General features: G+C 36.2%; 20 protein-coding genes and 1 riboswitch. Of the genes, 9 read left to right on the top strand and 11 right to left on the bottom strand.

The features are described from left to right. Positions 1-21 precede the first annotated feature (21 nt). Positions 22-1,413, top strand: a complete 1,392-nt coding sequence (locus ABR854_RS07930) for a prenyltransferase/squalene oxidase repeat-containing protein (protein ID WP_350264870.1) — start codon at positions 22-24, stop codon at positions 1,411-1,413. A gap of 64 nt (positions 1,414-1,477) precedes the next feature. Here ABR854_RS07930 and ABR854_RS07925 read toward each other — a convergent pair whose 3' ends face one another. The 3 genes from ABR854_RS07925 to ABR854_RS07915 all read right to left on the bottom strand — a co-directional run bounded on the left by ABR854_RS07925 (position 1,478) and on the right by ABR854_RS07915 (position 3,851). Next, positions 1,478-1,999, bottom strand: a complete 522-nt coding sequence (locus ABR854_RS07925; RefSeq protein WP_064196572.1) for a shikimate kinase — start codon at positions 1,997-1,999, stop codon at positions 1,478-1,480. A gap of 21 nt (positions 2,000-2,020) precedes the next feature. Next, positions 2,021-3,130, bottom strand: coding sequence for a BT_3928 family protein (locus ABR854_RS07920; protein ID WP_350264869.1), 1,110 nt, complete (start codon positions 3,128-3,130; stop codon positions 2,021-2,023). A gap of 169 nt (positions 3,131-3,299) precedes the next feature. Continuing rightward, on the bottom strand, positions 3,300-3,851 hold the full coding sequence (locus ABR854_RS07915) for a DUF1599 domain-containing protein (RefSeq protein WP_350264868.1): 552 nt from the start codon (positions 3,849-3,851) through the stop codon (positions 3,300-3,302). Positions 3,852-4,019: 168 nt separating this feature from the next. Here ABR854_RS07915 and folP point away from each other — a divergent pair, with 168 nt between their 5' ends. After that, on the top strand, positions 4,020-4,889 hold the full coding sequence (gene folP, locus ABR854_RS07910; protein ID WP_350264867.1) for a dihydropteroate synthase: 870 nt from the start codon (positions 4,020-4,022) through the stop codon (positions 4,887-4,889). Between the two features lie 17 nt (positions 4,890-4,906). Beyond that, positions 4,907-5,983, top strand: a complete 1,077-nt coding sequence (locus ABR854_RS07905) for an AbiH family protein (protein WP_350264866.1) — start codon at positions 4,907-4,909, stop codon at positions 5,981-5,983. Between the two features lie 76 nt (positions 5,984-6,059). Here the strand turns inward: ABR854_RS07905 and ABR854_RS07900 are convergent, their stop codons facing one another. From ABR854_RS07900 to ABR854_RS07865, 8 genes are all read right to left on the bottom strand, one after another. Beyond that, positions 6,060-6,401, bottom strand: a complete 342-nt coding sequence (locus ABR854_RS07900) for a helix-turn-helix transcriptional regulator (RefSeq protein WP_350264865.1) — start codon at positions 6,399-6,401, stop codon at positions 6,060-6,062. 2 nt (positions 6,402-6,403) lie between these two features. Further along, complete coding sequence (locus ABR854_RS07895) at positions 6,404-6,958, bottom strand: hypothetical protein (RefSeq protein ID WP_350264864.1); 555 nt, start codon at positions 6,956-6,958, stop codon at positions 6,404-6,406. A 26-nt stretch (positions 6,959-6,984) separates the two neighbouring features. After that, positions 6,985-7,992 (bottom strand): homoserine O-acetyltransferase family protein, encoded by a 1,008-nt coding sequence (locus ABR854_RS07890; RefSeq protein ID WP_350264863.1) that lies wholly within the window; start codon positions 7,990-7,992, stop codon positions 6,985-6,987. A 50-nt stretch (positions 7,993-8,042) separates the two neighbouring features. Further along, positions 8,043-8,519: a YdeI/OmpD-associated family protein gene (locus ABR854_RS07885; RefSeq protein ID WP_350264862.1), complete on the bottom strand. Its 477-nt coding sequence runs from the start codon at positions 8,517-8,519 to the stop codon at positions 8,043-8,045. Positions 8,520-8,586: 67 nt separating this feature from the next. Then, entirely contained in the window at positions 8,587-9,876 is a 1,290-nt protein-coding gene (locus ABR854_RS07880; protein ID WP_350264861.1) for an O-acetylhomoserine aminocarboxypropyltransferase/cysteine synthase family protein, read from the bottom strand. Between the two features lie 122 nt (positions 9,877-9,998). Beyond that, positions 9,999-10,115: riboswitch (SAM riboswitch) on the bottom strand. A gap of 115 nt (positions 10,116-10,230) precedes the next feature. After that, positions 10,231-11,277 (bottom strand): CHC2 zinc finger domain-containing protein, encoded by a 1,047-nt coding sequence (locus ABR854_RS07875; RefSeq protein ID WP_350264859.1) that lies wholly within the window; start codon positions 11,275-11,277, stop codon positions 10,231-10,233. Between the two features lie 77 nt (positions 11,278-11,354). Next, positions 11,355-12,107 carry an SDR family NAD(P)-dependent oxidoreductase gene (locus ABR854_RS07870; RefSeq protein ID WP_350264858.1) on the bottom strand — a complete coding sequence of 251 codons (753 nt, stop codon included), beginning with the start codon at positions 12,105-12,107 and terminating at the stop codon, positions 11,355-11,357. Between the two features lie 103 nt (positions 12,108-12,210). Next, complete coding sequence (locus tag ABR854_RS07865; protein WP_350264856.1) at positions 12,211-13,140, bottom strand: homoserine kinase; 930 nt, start codon at positions 13,138-13,140, stop codon at positions 12,211-12,213. A gap of 211 nt (positions 13,141-13,351) precedes the next feature. Between ABR854_RS07865 and ABR854_RS07860 the strand changes: the two genes are divergently transcribed. The 6 genes from ABR854_RS07860 to ABR854_RS07835 all read left to right on the top strand — a co-directional run bounded on the left by ABR854_RS07860 (position 13,352) and on the right by ABR854_RS07835 (position 18,621). Further along, entirely contained in the window at positions 13,352-13,912 is a 561-nt protein-coding gene (locus tag ABR854_RS07860) for an OmpA family protein (RefSeq protein ID WP_350264855.1), read from the top strand. A 129-nt stretch (positions 13,913-14,041) separates the two neighbouring features. After that, positions 14,042-14,590: a helix-hairpin-helix domain-containing protein gene (locus tag ABR854_RS07855; RefSeq protein WP_350264854.1), complete on the top strand. Its 549-nt coding sequence runs from the start codon at positions 14,042-14,044 to the stop codon at positions 14,588-14,590. Positions 14,591-14,861: 271 nt separating this feature from the next. After that, complete coding sequence (purN, locus tag ABR854_RS07850) at positions 14,862-15,425, top strand: phosphoribosylglycinamide formyltransferase (protein WP_350264853.1); 564 nt, start codon at positions 14,862-14,864, stop codon at positions 15,423-15,425. 20 nt (positions 15,426-15,445) lie between these two features. Continuing rightward, on the top strand, positions 15,446-16,390 hold the full coding sequence (corA, locus tag ABR854_RS07845) for a magnesium/cobalt transporter CorA (protein WP_350264852.1): 945 nt from the start codon (positions 15,446-15,448) through the stop codon (positions 16,388-16,390). 39 nt (positions 16,391-16,429) lie between these two features. Beyond that, a complete protein-coding gene (locus tag ABR854_RS07840) occupies positions 16,430-17,410 on the top strand; it encodes a YheT family hydrolase (protein ID WP_350264851.1) in 981 nt (326 codons plus the stop codon). Between the two features lie 80 nt (positions 17,411-17,490). After that, complete coding sequence (locus tag ABR854_RS07835; protein WP_350264850.1) at positions 17,491-18,621, top strand: mechanosensitive ion channel family protein; 1,131 nt, start codon at positions 17,491-17,493, stop codon at positions 18,619-18,621. Positions 18,622-18,890: the final 269 nt, after the last annotated feature.

Below are 18,890 nucleotides of genomic sequence, written 5' to 3'. Positions count from 1 at the left end.
CAAAGGCTTTTTCTATTTAATATGAGACACATAGTTTTATGCTTGATTTTATGCTCAATTTTCTCAGTAAATGCTCAGAAGTATGATTCTACATTCTCTGAAGAAGTACAGACTACTCGTGATAAAGCACTACTTTTTTTAGTGGAAAGTCAGATAGATTCAAGCATTGCCAATAAACAGTTTAAAGGCGAATGGCATGGGACTATGGAGTTGACTGAGCCGTATTTTTTCATCGGGAAAAAACAAAAACATAAAGATTCTAATGGTTTTACGGTTTCGGCCATTCATAATTTCTTGGCGGAGGTTTATTTGACTGATACATCATTGATTTACTTAAAACCAACTTTAAATAAAGCTTTTCAAGATATTCTTACCTATCGAAACGGACAGAGATTTAACTTTTGGAAAGCACTTCCACCCAATAGGAAACTCAAACTTTTTGGTGAACCCAATCCGCAGCCACTTGTACATCGCCCTACCGAATATAGGCTTCGTTCAAGATTTATCAATAATGCTGCTAATGTTCCCGAAGATGCTGATGATACTTCGCTCGGTAATTTGGCCACGATGTATCATAATCAAATCTTTGCTGATACGCTGCCAATTATCGCCAGTGAAGAATATGATAAGTTTCTTGACTTAAATCGTAGAAATAGAAATTGGTACAACCATTTATTTGTTCGTTACCCAAATTCAGGGGCTTTTCTAACTTGGCATTCGCAGGAGTTTCGTTTTTGGTTTTTGAAAACTCCACTTACATTTTTGAGTACATTATTTATTTTTATGCCAGGAAGTTCGGCTCGACCAAAAGCGTACAAACCTTGGATTCCATTTGGTGCAAATGATGTTGATGTGGTTGTTAATTCAAATGTCCTTACCTATTTGTCAGTTTCTAATCAGTTGGATAAAAGTCTTGGGAAAAATGGAGCAATTGCCTATATTGAGTTTTTATTGAAACAGCCCCGTTGGTATAATAATGCAGTTTACTACCCAAATCTTTATCACATACATTATGGTGTAGCTCGTGCGTATGCAGCAGCGGTTGTGCAACTTGCTCCTGCTTGTCAAACAATCTTAGAGAATATCATAGAAACTCAAAATCAAGATGGTAGTTTCGAGAGTCAAGATTGGCTAAATAAAAAAGATTTGGTGCAGTCAACGGCTTATGCTTTGCACGCTATGTTAGATTTGAAATCGAAGGGAATGAAAATTGAAAACGAAAGAATTGAGCGAGCAATAAAATTTTTGATTGAAAAATCATTGAGCGAAAGCAATGGAATAAAATGGGAGGGAGGAATTTTCTTTTCGGGCGGAACAGCTCTAAGAAATATATTAGTTTGGAAATCAGATGCTTATACCACTGCTTTAATTGCCAATTCTCTAACAAAATATTTGAAAATGATACAAAAATAGGAGTTTGATTATTCAAACTCCTATTAATCGCATTAATCACAACCACTAACCGTTTTACACCATTTTATTTTTTTCTTGAAAATTCTGCATCAATTATCCAAAGGATGCTATCGGGATCGGTGTCGCCCTCAACTGTAATATCGGCTTTCTGATAAATCGGCAGGCGTTCGTTGTACTTTTCTGAGATAGTATCTAAAAGTGATTTACTTTCCAAATCAAATAAGGGGCGTTCGTTTTTCTTAGAAACTTTCATTCTTTCAACCAACATCGCTGGTTTTACATCTAAAAAAATACTGATACCGTTTTCTTTGATATACTCAAGTCCATCGTGGAAGCATGGAGTTCCTCCGCCAGTGGCTACCACCATTTTGCTATCTTTTTGTATTTTCTTTAGTTGTTGGTTTTCTACTTTTCTGAAATATTCTTCGCCATTTAAGCTAAATATTTCTGCAATTTTTTTGCCTTCTGCAATCTCAATTCTCAAATCTAAATCTATAAATTCATAGCCAAGACTTTTTGCAATTTGTCGGCCAAGTGTACTTTTACCCGACGAAGGCATTCCTATTAAAAAAATATTTGTGGTCATTCTTGCTTTGGTTCTTCTATCTTATTTTAAATTTTCGGCTAAACTTTCAATTTTCGGAATACTATGATTGCCCCATTTGCCTTTTACTACACCATTTTGTAACAAAATCACACACGGATTTGTTCGTGCCATTGTTTTTAATACTGTTGCATCGGCTGAGAAATATGGTGTTGAAATACCATTTGCCTCGCTAAACTTTTGATAATCAGCTTGAATCACTGACGTTAAAATCATTGGAGTAATTCCCTTTGCTTCAGCAGCTTTTATCAAAGATTTCAATTCGTTCACTTGTTCTGTATCAGTATTTTTTACGTCCTTGAAAATCACTAACAATTTATTGCCAGCGAAAGTCGAATCGGTATAATTGTTTCCTTGTTGGTCTGCAATCGAATAATCCGTGATTTTTGGTTTGATTTTATCTTCATTGAGCGTCACCATTGATACGTATTTGTAAGTAAGCGTATCCATCAAAAACTCTTTTGCTACAATTTCTTCGTTGGTTTTCTTATTCAAAAACGTAAATTCCATGATTGGTTTTACACCCGTTGGTTTCATTTGCTCAGGAATACTTTTTCCGATTGCGTAAGGCAAGAAATCAATCGGAGGAAGGTAACGAATAGCATAAATACCGATTCCAAACGAAATGGCCGTTACGATGGCCATCACTATGTTTTGATTCGAGTTTGTGTATTTGTTTCTGAAAACAAATATGACCAAAATAAAGACTGTCAAGAAAATATCTTTGTTGAACGATGTCCAAGGTTTGAGTTTCAAGAAATCTCCAAAACATCCGCAGTCGGTTACTTTATTGAAATATGCCGAATAGAAAGTTAGAAACGTAAAGAAAACAATAATAATGAGCAATAACCATGAAGTAATTTTCATGCGGTAGGATAGGAGTGTAGCTACACCCAAAATAACTTCTAAAGCACAGAAAATCAATGATAATGCCAAAGAATTATGGGCAAAAAACATAAATAAACCCTGCAAAGAAGGCAAATCTTGAGCAAAAACCTCGAAATATTCTTCGAGTTTGATGCCAGTTCCCACAGGGTCAACAACTTTTACGAAGCCCGAAAAAGTAAATATTACACCAACTATGATGCGGGCAATTTGTGAAAATAGTTTCATAAATCTAATTTTGAATGATAGAATGAGTCAATGATAGAATATCAAAAATAATACGCATTTTCATTCTGAAAAGTTAATGGTATGTTAAAATAAGTAAAATTTACGATGATAGGGATTATAAATCGAGAAACAATTTGTCATTCGTCCTTCTAAAATTCGTAATTCCCCTTTACTGCTGTCCTTGAGCTTGACCCAATTTTATCATGCAAAAAACAGCGTAATTGATAATGTCTTGATAGCCAGCCTTGATGCCTTCCGAAACCAATGTTTTGCCTTGATTATCTTCAATTTGTTTGATTCTGAATAGTTTCATCAAAATAATATCGGTCATCGAACTTACACGCATATCACGCCATGCCTCGCCATAATCATGGTTTTTATTGAAAAGTAATTCCATAACCTCCGCAACTTGCTTATTATACATGGCTTGTAATTGCTCAAACGGAATTTCGAGTTCGGTGCTATTGACCAAATCAGCTTGTATGAGAGCCATTACGCAATAATTGATGATACCGATAAATTCGGGTACTTCGCCTTCATCGACACGGCTAAAACCATTGTCTTGAATCGTGCGGATGCGTTGAGCTTTAATGAAAATTTGGTCAGTGATGCTCGGTAAGCGTAAGATACGCCAAGAAGTGCCATAATCTTTGTTTTTCTTCTCGAAAAGGTCTTGACAAATCTTAATGACTTGGCGGTATTCAGTTTCTGTTTGATTCATTGAATTATGTAATTGCCTATTGGCTTTGGGTTCGGTATTCAATTTAGAAAAAATTAATTAAGTTCAATAGATTGAATTATCTTTGACTCAAAAATTAATGAAATTGGAGATAAAAGGCGGAACCACCTTTATACTTGCAAAACTATAAAACTTCGGCTCTATAAGCAAATGACATTTATAAGTATCAATCATAAATACACCCCCAACGAGCCTGTAATTGGCCAAAAACTCATTGATTTGTCGAAACCTTCGGTAATGGGAATTCTGAATATTACGCCCGATTCGTTTTTTTCGGGAAGTAGATATACACCTAATTGCAATCAAATAACCGACCAAGTTGGTAAAATGATTGCCGATGGAGCACTATTTATTGATATTGGGGGCTACTCGACTCGCCCCGATGCCAGTGATGTAAGTGTAGCCGAGGAAATTGACCGAGTTTCGCCAGTCATTGAAGTAATTGCACAAAATTTTGCTGATAAAGTAGCCATTTCGATTGATACTTTCAGAAGTAAAGTTGCTCGTGAAGCCGTGAAAGTTGGGGCAACAATCATCAACGATATTGCAGGGGGAAATCTGGACGAAGATATGTTTCAGACCGTAGCCGAATTGCAAGTGCCGTATATTTTGATGCACAGCCGTGGAAATCCACAGACGATGAACAAACTCAATGATTATAAAGACCTGACACTCGATGTAATTACTGAATTGCAAGAAAAAGTGGCTCAACTAAGAGCTTTAGCCGTGAAAGATATTATCATAGACCCAGGTTTTGGATTTGCCAAAAATGCCAAACAAGGTTTTGAAATGATGCGAAATTTGGACGCCTTTAAAGTTATGGATTTACCACTTTTGGTAGGAATTTCAAGAAAATCAATGATTTGGCGAACGCTCAACATTACCGCAGACGAAGCACTCAATGGGACAACTGCACTTAACATGTACGCTCTCATGCAAGGAGCGAAAATCTTGCGTGTTCATGATGTGAAAGAAGCTATGCAGACTGTGAGGTTGTTTGAGGAGTTAATTATTAGATAAAAAATTTTGTAAATTTTATGGAAGAACATAAGAACAAGTTGGTGATTATTGGAAATGGGTTTGATTTAGCTCATGGATTGAAGACGAGTTATAATGATTTTATAAAGTGGTATTTATTAAACATTTGTGAATTTATTAAGAGAGAAGCTTCCAAATTTGAAGATGAATTAATAGAGGTAAAATTGAAGAATATTCAGCAGATGCCTGATTTTATAAGACGAAGAAGTGAAGACTTTAAAATAGAATGGTTTTATGAAGTATATAGCAGTGGTGTTTTTAATGTTAAATATAAGGCTCCACTTTTAGGTAAATTATTAGATAATTATAGAACTTACTCATGGATAGATATAGAAACTGAGTATTATGAATCATTGATTGAGATATTTTATGAAGGCAATAAACCATATAATAATTCCAAAGAATATCATATTTCGGAAGTTAGAAAATTAAATTCCGAATTTGAATTTTTTAAAAAGAAACTTGAAGAATATTTGAGTACTATAGAGTGCAATAATGTAAATCAAGATATTAATAGTTTATTTCAGTCAGATTATTGTGACGGATACTCTGAAGAAGATAAAAAATCTAAAATTGTTCATTATTTAAACTTTAATTATACTGATACAGTAGAGAAATATATAGTTCCCCAAACTAATCATAGGAAGAATTACATTCATGGAAAATTGAAAAATCAAGATAATCCCATAATTTTTGGATATGGTGATGAAATTGATAGTCACTACGAAAAGATTCAGAACCTAAATATCAATGAATTTCTCAATAATTTTAAGTCTTTTGGGTACTTCAAAACTGATAATTATTCAAATCTTTTGCGGTTCATAGAATCTGAACCTTTTGATGTTGAGATATTAGGTCATTCTTGTGGTTTGTCAGATAGAGTATTACTAAATACTATTTTTGAACATGATAATTGTGAATCTATCAAGATTCATTATTATCAAAAAAGCGAGACTGAGAATGATTTTCTTAGCAAAACCCAAGAAATATCAAGACATTTTAAAGATAAAGCCAAAATGCGAAAGAGAATTGTGAATTTTAAAGATTGTAGTCCTTTGGTGAAGTTTAGAAAATAGTATAAATGAAAGAGATGCACTTATAAACATTGATATTTCCAGAATTTTTGATGTAATTTTAGATAGTAAATAAAACTTACACACAAGCTAAATCTTCATTTGGTTTTAATTCAATTAATCGAATGTTGAGTGTTTTTTCAATTTTATTGATAGTTTTGAGTGTCAGATTTTCGTTTCCTTTTAAGATTTTATTGATTTGTTGCGAACTTATGCCCATCAATTCAGCGAGCTGTTTTTGAGAATTTGGGTATTTACCATTTGTTTTGTTTGCTCTAAGGGTACTTAAAATTCTGATGGCAATATCAGCAGATAGTTCAAGCCAATCTTTGTTTTCCTCATAAAAAACAACATCTTTTTTCCAAGAGTTGTCTGTTTGAGCAATTTGATTGAGTTGCTTGATAAGGGGTTCATTTTTCATAATCATTCCTCTTTAAATTCTATAAAACCATAGTCAGATTCATCAGTAAGGCCATTTTCGATTAGATACTGTCTGGTCATATCCAATTTTTTAAGTTCTAATTGTAAATGTGGTCGAGTATTCATCGTTTGGGTGAGTTTAATGCTTCCGCCCGATACAACATAAGTATTTTCACTAATCCTTATTGCATAAATTCTAAGCCAATCTACTTTTGATTTTTCTCTTAGAAGTTCTTTTAATTGATAGTCTGAATTGTGTAGTGGTCGAAAAATTGCCTGTAATTTTAAATTTGAGTTTTGCTGTTTTTCAATCAATTGATAAAATTTTCTGCGAAATTCGATAGCTTGTTTTCGAGTTCTTCTAACCGCATCTTCAATACTTATAGCTCCGTAGAAACTACTATTCAGATCACTACTATTTTCTTGAAAGAAATCAAATAAATACTCAAAATCATTTATCCAAAGATTAAATAAACGACTAAATTCCATCTCTTGATTATCATAAGCGACAGAATAAAGAGTAAATTCTTCAACAGCAAAGATAGCAGTAATTTTCATAAAATCAACTTATAAGTTTACTTTTATCACATCCACTCCTTAATCGTCTCAGTCATCGCTTCAAATTCAATTAAAAAACCATCATGTCCGTACATTGAGTCAATGAGAGCGTATTTTGCGTTTGGAATATGCTTTGAAATAAACTCTTGCTCTTCGGGTGGAAATAGCACATCAGAAGTAATTCCAATTACCAAAGTTTTTGCTCTGATGAGTTTGAGAGCTTCTTCTACTTTCCCACGCCCACGACCCACATCGTGGGAGTCGAACATTTTTGAGAGTGTCCAATAAGAGAAAGCATTGAAGCGTTTACCGAGTTTTTCTCCTTGATAGTTTTGGTAAGTATTTGCCCTAAAAAAATCGACTTGCCCTTCATCACGAGATTGTGTGCGGCCGTAAGTAGCATAATTTCGGTAAGATAAAAGAGCAATTGAGCGTGCCACTTTCATGCCGTTCATTCCCGCTTTTGGGTGGCGTTCGGTCCAAGTGGGGTCGGCTGCAATTGCCATTCGTTGCGATTCATTAAAAGCAATTCCCCACGGAGAGTGTATGGCGTTTGTCGAGAAAAGAATCAAGTTTTCAATTAAGTCGGGCTGTAAAATTGCCCATTCGAGTGCTTGTTGGCCACCCAACGAGCCACCGAGCAAGGTATCTATTTTTCCAATACCTAAATTAATGCGTAATAAATCAATTGCCCGAACTACATCACGAATGCTGATAAAAGGAAAATCATGAAAATAAGGCTCGCCCGAAATCGGATTTTTGCTCAGTGCATTGGTCGAACCATAATGCGACCCCAAAATATTAGCACAAACAATAAAATGTTCGGCAGGATTATAAAGACGTTTTTCGCCAATCAAACCATTCCACCAGTCGGACGGATTGGCGTTTCCTGTGAAAGCATGACATACCCACACTACATTATCTTTGGCTGCGTTGAGAGTTCCGTAAGTGGTATATGCTAAATCAAATTCAGGCAGCCAAGCCCCCGATTCAAGTTTGAAAGGTTCGTCGTGATGAAATGTCTTATTTTCCATTAATGCTAAGCGTACTTATTTGGTGATTTTTCGTATAATTTTGTTGATTACTATTTTTGTTGTTTTCTTAGCCGTTCGGCCAATTCTACTACTCTTTTTATTCGAGTTTCGGTTTGTTTGGCACTGCCAATCCATGACCTGTAATCTTTTTGTTTCGATGCAGAAAGTTGTTGATACAAAGTGGCAAATTCCTCATCAAAATCTATGGCTTCCTGCAATTCAACCGGCATCGAAATTACTCTTTCTTCAAAATCTTCTTCAATTGAAACCGAAATTTCTTCGTGCAATTTTACCCCTAATTCTTTTTGTAATTTCAACGGCAAGGTCATGGCATGAAAACCATTGCCTTTCGGAAAAAGGTTACTTTTAAACGCTTTATTATTGATGTAACCTTTAACTTTCACGAATCCTTTTTTGCCAAACACTTCATGGATATTTTCAGGAAAATCAATGTAGTTCCACGAACCCGCAGGATTCGGTGGCATTTTTTTTATAATGTCTTTGAAATGAATGATTTTGTTGGACATAAATTTTATTCTTATAAAACAAGGTCGAAGATAAAACTCACTCGAGCCAATCTTCGACCTTGAAAAATTATGCTAAAGCCTGTGTAATATCCGCCTTAATATCTTCGATATGTTCGTATCCACACGAAATTCTCAATAAATTAGGGTCAACACCTGCCGAAAGCTGCTCACTTTCTGATAATTGCGAGTGAGTGGTTGATGCAGGGTGAATTATCAAAGTTTTGGCATCGCCAACATTGGCCAAATGCGAAATAAGTTTTAGACTATTCACAAATTTCTCAGCTCTTTCACGTCCGCCTTTGAGTTTGAATGAAAGAACACCACCAAAACCACGTTGTAAATATTTTTTTGCCAGTTCGTGGGTTGGATGATTGGCGAGTCCAGGGTAATTTACTGACTCTACTTCTGGATGTTCCGATAGCCATTTTGCCAAAGCTGCGGTGTTTTCGCAAGTGCGTTCAACTCTTAAAGTAAGCGTTTCAAGACCTTGAAGCAATAAGAATGAATTGAATGGCGACTGGCAAGCACCCCAATCTCTCAGTCCTTCAACACGACAACGAATGATATATTGGATATTACCAAAAGGGCCTCCAATACCAAAAACATCATTCAAAACTAAACCATGATAACTTGGTGATGGCTCAGTAAACTGCGGATATTTGCCATTTCCCCAATTGAAAGTACCCGCATCAACAATTACACCGCCCATAGTCGTACCATGTCCGCCAATCCATTTCGTAGCAGATTCTACCACAACGTTTGCACCATGTTTGAGAGGTTGGCAAATTGCTCCACCAGCACCAAATGTATTATCTACAAAAAGAGGTAGGTCATATTTTTTTGCTAAAGCAACCAATGCTTCAAAATCAGGCACGTGTAAGCCTGGGTTTCCGATGGTTTCTACATAAATTAATTTTGTTTTTTCGTCAATCAATTTTTCAAAACTTTCTACATTGTTTCCTTCGGCAAAACGAGCCTCAACGCCAATGTTTTTGAACGAATTCTTAAATTGATTGTATGAGCCACCATAAAGAAAAGAAGTCGTAACGAAATTATCTCCAACGGTTGTTACATTATTAATGGCAATAAATTGAGCGGCGTGTCCTGATGAAACCGTAAGAGCCGCAACACCACCTTCAAGAGCCGCAATGCGTTTTTCAAAAACATCATTGGTTGGGTTCATGATTCGGGTATAGATGTTGCCAAATTCTTTCAAAGCAAAAAGATTTGCACCGTGAGCAGAATCTTTAAACTGATAGGCGGTAGTTTGATAAATAGGCACAGCACGAGACTGTGTTACTGGGTCAATTTCCTGTCCAGCGTGTAGCTGAAGCGTTTCGAAGCGTAGTTCTGACATTGGTTTTGTTGTTTTAAATTTTAATAAAAAGTGAATTTTGTAGCGAAACTTGAGTATGGCAAAACCATTGTGATTTGCCACACAAGAAATAAAACCAATTTGAAAACGATTCTCGTATGATTGGTTTATAAGTCCGAATTGTTTCGCCATTTCGGTAGGTATTGGCACCTTATCGCTTGAAGCGGGACAGGTTGCCCGAGGTTCGTAGAGCCTATTCTCTCCCCTCGTCTGTATAAATCAATCAATCAGCTACTTGAGTAGGATAATTGAATTGATGTTGCAAAGATGCGGTGTGATTTGTTAAAAAACAAATGATGTAGAACAATTTTCTAAATTGTCCGGCGGAAAAATCTATTACATTGTTCTACCAAAATATTCATTAATATCCTTAAAACCTTTATTCCAGTCTCGTTTTTCGGCCAAAATACCTGACATCAGAAAATCTTCGATGAGGACGTTTGCTCCGTTGATGCCTGCGGTATCGTTATCGAAACTTATCAGAATCTTATATTTCTTGAAATATTTCATCCACTCTTTCTTGAAAATTTTGGCACTTCCCAGACTTACTGCCATCATGCCATGCTTCACCAAAGTCATGCAATCGAATGCTCCTTCGGTGAGATAGACCTCGGAATTTGGGCGAAGTTTTTTGATGGAATCAAGGTTAAAAATACTACGAGGAACTCCTGAAAGAAATTGATATTTGCTCGCACCATCTGGTGGGTTGCCGATAGTACGACCTTGTAGATAAACGATTCTCCCATCTTGGTAATAAGGAATCACAATCGGATGGACGAAAAAAACTAAATTACCTTTGTCGTTGACAATTCCACAAGCTTTTAAGTCTTCAATTGAATAGTTTGATTTCAGAAAGTCATTGGCAACTACATAGTTTTTTATCACAAAAAGTTTGAAATGTCTGATCGTCCAGTCATCAATTCCTCGGCCACGCAAATATTCAGCCGCTTTTCGAGCTGATTCGGTTGCAGGCTGAGTGATACAAAACTGCTGAAAACGTTCGTAGATTTCGCTGTAAATTGGCTTGAATTCAAACTGTTTTTCGGGAAGTGGCTTGTTGCTGTAAACACTTTTAATGTCGAGCTTACGAACAGTTTTGTGTTGAACGCCATCATAAGCTGGAATATAACGAGTAGCGAGTTCTTCGAGGGCGGTTTTAAAGTCAATCTGACAGGCATCAGCATAGAGATTGATCACATCACCGTGTTTGCCACAGCCAAAACAATGAAATTCGTTTTGTGGTGGAGGATAAAAAACTAAAGAAGGTGAGTCTTCAACGTGAAATGGGCAATTCATGCGTCGGCTTTGGACAATCTCAAAGCCCAAGTCACGAGCAACTTGCCGAATATCAATTTCTTTTACATGTTGAAGTAGATTATCCATTTTGAGATATGAGATTTGCGATATGAGATTCGAGAAATGTATAACGGTCCCGAATCTCGTATCCCGTATCTGAAATCTTATTTTCTATGAATCATAGTTGGGGCGGCTTGGGCTTTTGCATAAAGCACAATATCAGCAATCGTTACACGGTCAGGTGTATTGATAGCGTACAAAATTGCATCTGCTACATCTTCTGGCTGAATTGGGTCGAAGCCTTCATAAACTTTCTTTGCACGCTCTACATCACCTTTGAAACGTACTAACGAAAAGTCAGTTTCTACCGCACCAGGAGCGATATTTGTTATTTTTATGCCATATTTTGTCAAATCATGACGCATTCCTTCACTAATTGCCTCAACTGCTGATTTTGACGCACAATAGACTGCTCCGTTTGGATAAGTATATTTTCCAGCAACTGAACTTAAATTGATGATATGTCCTTTTTCATGTGCTATCATTATTGGCATTACGGCTTTTGAAACATACAGAAGCCCTTTTACATTTCCATCAATCATTGCATCCCAATCTACAATGTTCCCATCTTGAATTGGTTCAAGTCCATGAGCATTTCCCGCATTGTTTACTAAAATATCAATATTTCCCCATTCTTTGGGTAAAGATTCAATCGCAGTTGCAACATCTGTCTGATTACGAACATCAAATGCGAGTGTTGTGACTTGTACTTTTTTTGAAAAATATTCTTTTAATTCATCTAAAACTTCACGACGACGACCGCACAGAACCAAGTCAATTCCTGCATTGGCAAAAGCCTCGGCCGTTGCTTTTCCAATTCCTGATGTTGCACCTGTAATAAGGGCTATTCTTTTCATTTGTTGATTCGTTACTGGTTAGTAAGTAGTATTTTTTAATTTAATTCTATTGGTTAAATTTTGTCCCATAAGAATGTCCAATTTGGACGTTCAATTCATGGAATCAACCAATAACCTTCGGCCCATCTTGATTAATGCCTGAAACGTACGCATTTGCATAAATCCCAACCTTTTCAAAGCTATTTTTCATAGCGATTGCCACTTTTTCAGCTGTATCACGTCCTTGGCTGAATGCAAAAATCGAAGGGCCAGCTCCCGAAATACTACAACCCAAAGCACCTGTTTCTAAAGCTGCATTTTTTACTTCCCAAAATTCTGGAATCAATATTGCCCGAACAGGCTCAATAATAAAATCAACCATCGAACTGGCAATAAGTTTATAATCGGCTTGCATTAAACCCGCAATCATACCAGCCACATTTCCCATTTGAGCAATGGTGTTTTTCATCGAAACTTCATTACGCAGAATATGACGTGCATCTTTTGTATTAACTTCAATATCAGGATGAACGATAGTTACGTATAGTTCATCAGGTGTAGGTACTTTGAATACATCAAGAGGTTGATAGCTTCTTACAACTACAAAACCACCCAGTAGGGCAGGGGCAACATTATCAGCGTGAGCCGAACCACAAGCGATACGCTCACCCTCCATCGAAAATGGTAATAATTCTTTGGCAGAAAGTGGTTTACCAAGTAATTCGTTTACCGCAAAAACTCCCGCCACCGAACTCGCCGAGCTACTTCCCAGTCCACTACCGAGTGGCATTTTTTTGTGTAATTCAATCTCCAGACCTTGCGTACTGCCCGTTTGTTCGAGGTATTTGATAATCGGAACCGTTACTGCATTTTTAGAAACATCGTAGGTAAGTTTTCCTTCTTCGCCTGTAATATTGGTGATAATTATTTGACTATCAGAGCGTTTACGAACAATAACTTCATCGCCTGGTGCATCTACGGCAAAGCCGAAAATATCAAATCCACAGGCAACATTGGCAACAGTAGCAGGGGCAAAAATCTTGATTGAGTCCATCAATAAAAATAGGTGTGTTTTCTTTGGTTATGTTCGCCAAATTTAGTCCTTTTTAGGTAAAATTCGGAATCTAAATTTAGAAATATTAAGTTTTTGTTAGAAATACCATAGTAAATCGAAAAAAAAGTTGTTTTTTAGTTACTTTTTATTACTTTTCCATTCGTAAATAGAGTAAAAAAGTTTTTTCCCTAAACCTCAAACAAATCAAACAATGAACAGATTTCTATTACCCCTTCTGATTCTGCTTTGGTCTTTGTTGTACACTGGTTGGTGGAACTGTAACCGTAAACCCTTGTGTTCGGGCGAGCCAATCGTGACCGATACGACATCAATGGTAGTAGCAGCCACGCCAATGATTGACTCAACCAAACTGAGAGATTCTTTGAAAGTAGATACGGTTAAAGTAGCTGCTACTCCAGAAGAACAAATCTTGTTTACTCCATTAGATGTTTATTTTAAAGTCAATCAATCGGGCATTGAGAAAACTGCCGAAGTTGAAGCTTTCATCGAGACAGCTAAAAAGTATTTTGAGAAATACCCTGATAAATTACTCTTAATAACTGGTCATGCTGATAGCGACGGATCTGATGAATTAAATCAGCGACTTTCAGAAAACCGTGCGAAACAGACTAAATCTTTCTTATTGAAAGAGGGTTTTAAAGCATCACAGTTGATAACTGAGGGTAAAGGTGAAAAAGAACCAATTGCCTCAAATGACACTCCTGAAGGTAAAGCTAAGAATCGTCGTAGTACGATCAGATTGAAGGAGTAAGAAAGCCAAAAGTTGATGGTTCGTACTCCAGAGTAGATTCAATCTACCTATGTTGCAAACGATTCAAAATCATTAGTTTAAGAAATTTTATAACTTTTAAAAAATACAAATATGGACTTTTTTCAATATATGAAATGTTGGTTAACTGATTTTCCATGGGGAGTTTTTCTTGGATGTTTATTGCCACTTTTATTACTTTGGTGGTGGCTAAACCGTGAAATTAACCGTTGGAAAAATCATTCAGCCGAATTGCAAGATAGAATCAATTTCTTGGAAGGCGAACTTGATGCTTGCCGAAAATCAAAAGTATCAACAAATGTAAATGTTGATGCTGGTGGAAGTGTTTCGGCTGGAACTGGTGGGGCTGGTATTGCTGCTGGTGCTTTAGGTTTAGCGGGAGTTGCGGCCGCTGCTGTACCAACCAAAAAAGATGATTTGAAAATTGTTGAAGGTATCGGCCCGAAAATCGAAGAATTATTCAACAATGCAGGTATTTATACTTTTGCCGAGTTGGCTGAAACATCGGTAGAAAGAATGAAAGCTATTCTTGATGCTGCTGGACCTCGTTTCCAAATTCATAACCCTGCCACTTGGGCAGACCAAGCTGCTTTGGCTCGTGATGGCAAATGGGATGAGTTGAAAAAGTGGCAAGATGAACTCTATAAAGGGAAAGCCTAATTTCAATGGTAAATGATTAATGGTGAATTCTTAATTACATTTTTGGTAATTAAACTCAACCAACAAAAAAGTCTCTGCAACTTTTTGCAGAGACTTTTTTGTTGATTTAAAACTGGCTTTTTGAAAAAAAATGCCGTGATTCGCATACCAATTAATTTTGAAAGAGTGAATTTTGAATGATAGAGTAAAATTTTTTGAGAATTTATATCTAAAAAAACAATTTGCTTTTTTATTCGCTCGTTCACTCATTCACTCATTGAAAATTGAATAAATGAAACGAATTGCTATTTTTGCTTCGGGTTCGGGAAGTAATGCCGAACGAATAACTACCTATTTTGCTGATAACAAATCAGTTAGTATTGAATTGTTTTTGTCAAATAACCCAACAGCGGGCGTAATTGAGCGTGGACGTAGATTGGGAATTCCGACAGTTTTATTCGATAAAAAAACGTTTTCCAAAACCGATAAAATTGTCGATTTATTACAAAAACAACAAATCGACTTGGTGATTTTGGCTGGTTTTCTGTGGCTAATTCCCGAAAATTTAGTGAAAGCATTTCCTAATAAAATTATTAATATTCACCCCGCATTGCTGCCAAAATACGGCGGAAAAGGGATGTGGGGACATTTTGTGCACGAAGCTGTGGTGGAAGCTGGGGAAAAAGAGTCGGGAATTACAATTCATTATGTAAATGAGTATTATGATGAAGGAAAAGTAATTTTTCAAGCAACATGTGAGGTGGTTCCGACCGACACGCCCGATGACGTTGCCAAAAAAGTACAAGCACTGGAGCACATACATTTTCCTGAAGTAATCGAAAAATTGATCGAATAAGACTTAAAATTGCGGTTAGGATGGTAAGGATATTTTATAAACACGGTAAGCAAGTAATGAAAGAAACCGATGTGAGAGAACTCGGTTTACTCAAAAACTTGATGTGGGTAGATTTGCAATCAGCCACCAGCGATGAAGAAGAATGGGTTGAAACTAAATGCAATATTAGTTTTCAAACGCCACAAGAAATTGTTGAAATTGAAAGCAGTGCAAGGTATTTTGAGCAGAATAATACCATTAATGCCAACTCTAACTTTCTACTTTCCGAGAATGATGGCTATTCGTTTTACCCAGTTTCTTTTTTAATTCGTGATAATATCTTGTTTACTTTTCGTCAGGGAGATTCAAAAACATTTGCCGATACCGTAAAAAAAATCAAAATAGGAGAAGAGGTTTTTAAAGATGGAATTGATATTTTATTAGTTCTGCTCGAAACCCGCATCGAATCAGATGCTGATTTGCTGGAGGCGATGTCGAAAGAAGTGAAAAACATCAGCCGTACGCTTAGCCGAGAAAAGAAACCAAAGCAAGATTCTTTGCTCAGAATCAATAATTTACAAGAAAATACAATGATGATTCGTGAAAGTATTATTGACAAACAACGAGTACTTTCGCAAATACTAAGAAGTATGTATTTTCCCGAAGACCGTAAAGAACGTCTGCGAATTGTCTTAAAAGATATAAGCTCTTTGCTCGAATACACTACCTTTAATTTCGAACGTTTAGAGTACCTCCAAGATACTTTTATGGGTTTGATCAACCTTGAACAAAACGAAATTATTAAGATTTTCACGGTAGTAACTATTTGTTTTCTTCCTCCAACCCTTATTGCGGGCGTTTTCGGAATGAATTATCCTTTGATTCCGACCACCGACCATCCTTATGGCTTTTGGATTGCAGTAATTTTGATGGTTACCTCTTCATTAGGCTTTTTGTTTTTCTTCAAACGGCGAAAATGGATTTAATTAATTTGATCTTCTGAATACTATTATATAATTACACGAATGCCAGTTTTATCAACAAATACCGAATATAAACCACCCAAATGGCAGTTTAATGCCCATATTCAAACAATTTATCCAAGTCTTTTTCGTAAAATTCCTGTGGATTATAAGAGAGAGCGTGTCGAACTTCAAGATGGCGATTTTATCGACTTCGATTGGTCATTTGTGTCAGATACTCGTGCAAAAAAATTAGTGATAGTTACGCACGGCTTAGAAGGAGACTCTACCCGCCACTATGTAACGGGTATGATTAAGAAATTTAATGATAACGGTTACGACGGCTTGGGCTGGAATTGCCGCAGTTGTAGCGGAGAAATGAATCGTTTACCACGTTTTTATCATCATGGCGATGTTGATGACATTCGTTTTGTGGTCAATTATGCCATCGATACTTACAAATACGAAGAGGTAGTTTTGATAGGTTTTAGTATGGGTGGCAGCATGACTATTCGACTTTTGGGGCAAAATCCCGAACTTTTGCCATCGCAAGTAAAGTTTGGCGTAGCAGTTTCAGTACCACTTGATTTATACACTTCGGTCTATGAACTTTATAAACCTGGCCGTAGGTTCTATATGAAACGCTTTATCAAGAAATTGGGCGTAAAAATTAAAGAGAAGTCAACGCAACATCCGAATAATAAATTAGTTAGTTATGAAGGATATGAGCTAATCAAGAATTTTGAGCAGTTTGATAGTCGTTATACCGCTCCAATGTTTGGCTTTAAAAATGCTCACGATTTCTATCAGAAAGCCGCTGCTAAGCCTTTTTTGAAGTCTATAAATGTACCTACTTTGGTTATTCAGGCCATCAATGATCCGTTTTTATCTCCCGAATGTTTGGATTTAGGCGATGCTGAGAATAACCCGAATGTTAGCTTGCAACTCTTGAAATTTGGTGGGCACGTAGGTTTTATGATGTCAAACTCTAACGAAACTTGGGTTGAGCGTCGGGTAATAGAGTTTATTAAAGAGCAAAAGTAGTCCACAGTTCACGATCGTCCACTGTACTTGCCAATTGATTTGGCTATTCATTTTTTACAACTTATATCGAAAGATTTTAGATGAATAATTTAGACAAGATTCTACACAAGAGTTTTTTATATAATCCAGTTGAAAACTGGCTTTGGTTTTTGGGTATTTTACTGGTAGGATTTCTTTTTAAAAGGATATTTTCGGTTTTGGTAAGTAAAATCGCTTACCGTCTTATTAAGCAAGAAACCCAAAATGTACCAGTGTCCAACTTCGTAGATTTACTCAAACGCCCAGTTGAGTTTATCTTCACTTTACTTATACTTTACTCTGCTGTTGATGAAATTTCGTTCCCACGTAAATGGAGAATTATTCCATTTGGCAAAATGCGAGTAAGCGAATTTGCCGATAAACTTCTTGATACGCTTTTTGTGATTGCCATTACTTGGATAATCATTCGTTTGGTAAAATTCTTTGCTCTAGTTTTTTTGAAAAAAGCCGAAGAAAACGATATCAAAACTGACGAGCATCTTGTGCCATTTTTCCGAGATATTATCATTGCTTTGATAGTTTTTTGTTCGTTTTTCTTGATTTTGGGCTTTGTCTTTCGCCAAGATGTCATTAGTCTAATCACAGGTTTGGGTATTGGTGGAGTTGCCTTAGCTTTGGCGGCACGTGCCACACTCGAAAACCTTTTCGCATCTTTTACGTTATTTACAGAGCAACCTTTTATTGTTGGCGATGATATTGAGCTGGGAAGTATGGTCGGGAAAGTTGAAAAAGTGGGCTTTCGTAGTACTCGCATCCGTCACGTTGATGGTAGTCTGATTGTTGTTCCTAACCAAATGTTGGTTTCACAAACACTCAATAATTTGACACAACGCAAAGATCGCCGACACAAGTTTTTTCTCAAATTGAAACTCGATACTCCGATTGTAAAAATTAAAACAGTAGTTGATGAAATTCAACATCTGATAGATATTCATGAACAAACCAAAGACCACGAAGGACATGTGAAGTTTGATGCTATAGGCGAATATTCAATTAATTTATTGGTTGTATTTTTTGCTGCAACACCTGATTATTGGGAAAGTAAAGGCATTCGACAAGAAATAAATTATATGATAAACCAAGTTTTGGACAAAAATGGCGTAGAATTGGCCAGCCCAACTACTACTTTATTCGGTATCACCGATGATAAAAATATTGATGATGATTATTGAAAATGTAAAAGGAGATAACCTGAAAATATTTTTTTATTTTTTGTAAAATGCTTGTGAATACAAAAATAAAGTTTTATTATTGCATGCAAATCCAGCAAAACACTTCAATCGGCTCATCTATTCTCAAAAGAAAATTCTTGATTTAGCCAATTGTATCCGAGCAAAGTTTTCGTTTTTTTCGAGTAATTTCATCGAGTGAACTCTTCGAGAAATCTCCGAGTATTTGATTAAATGCTAAAATTCTTGGAAGTGTCTTTTCCAAAATACAT

This window comes from Emticicia sp. W12TSBA100-4 (assembly GCF_040253585.1).
Lineage (GTDB): Bacteria > Bacteroidota > Bacteroidia > Cytophagales > Spirosomataceae > Emticicia.
Note: the sequence above shows the minus strand (reverse complement) of the source record. Positions and strands in the feature narration are given on the sequence as shown.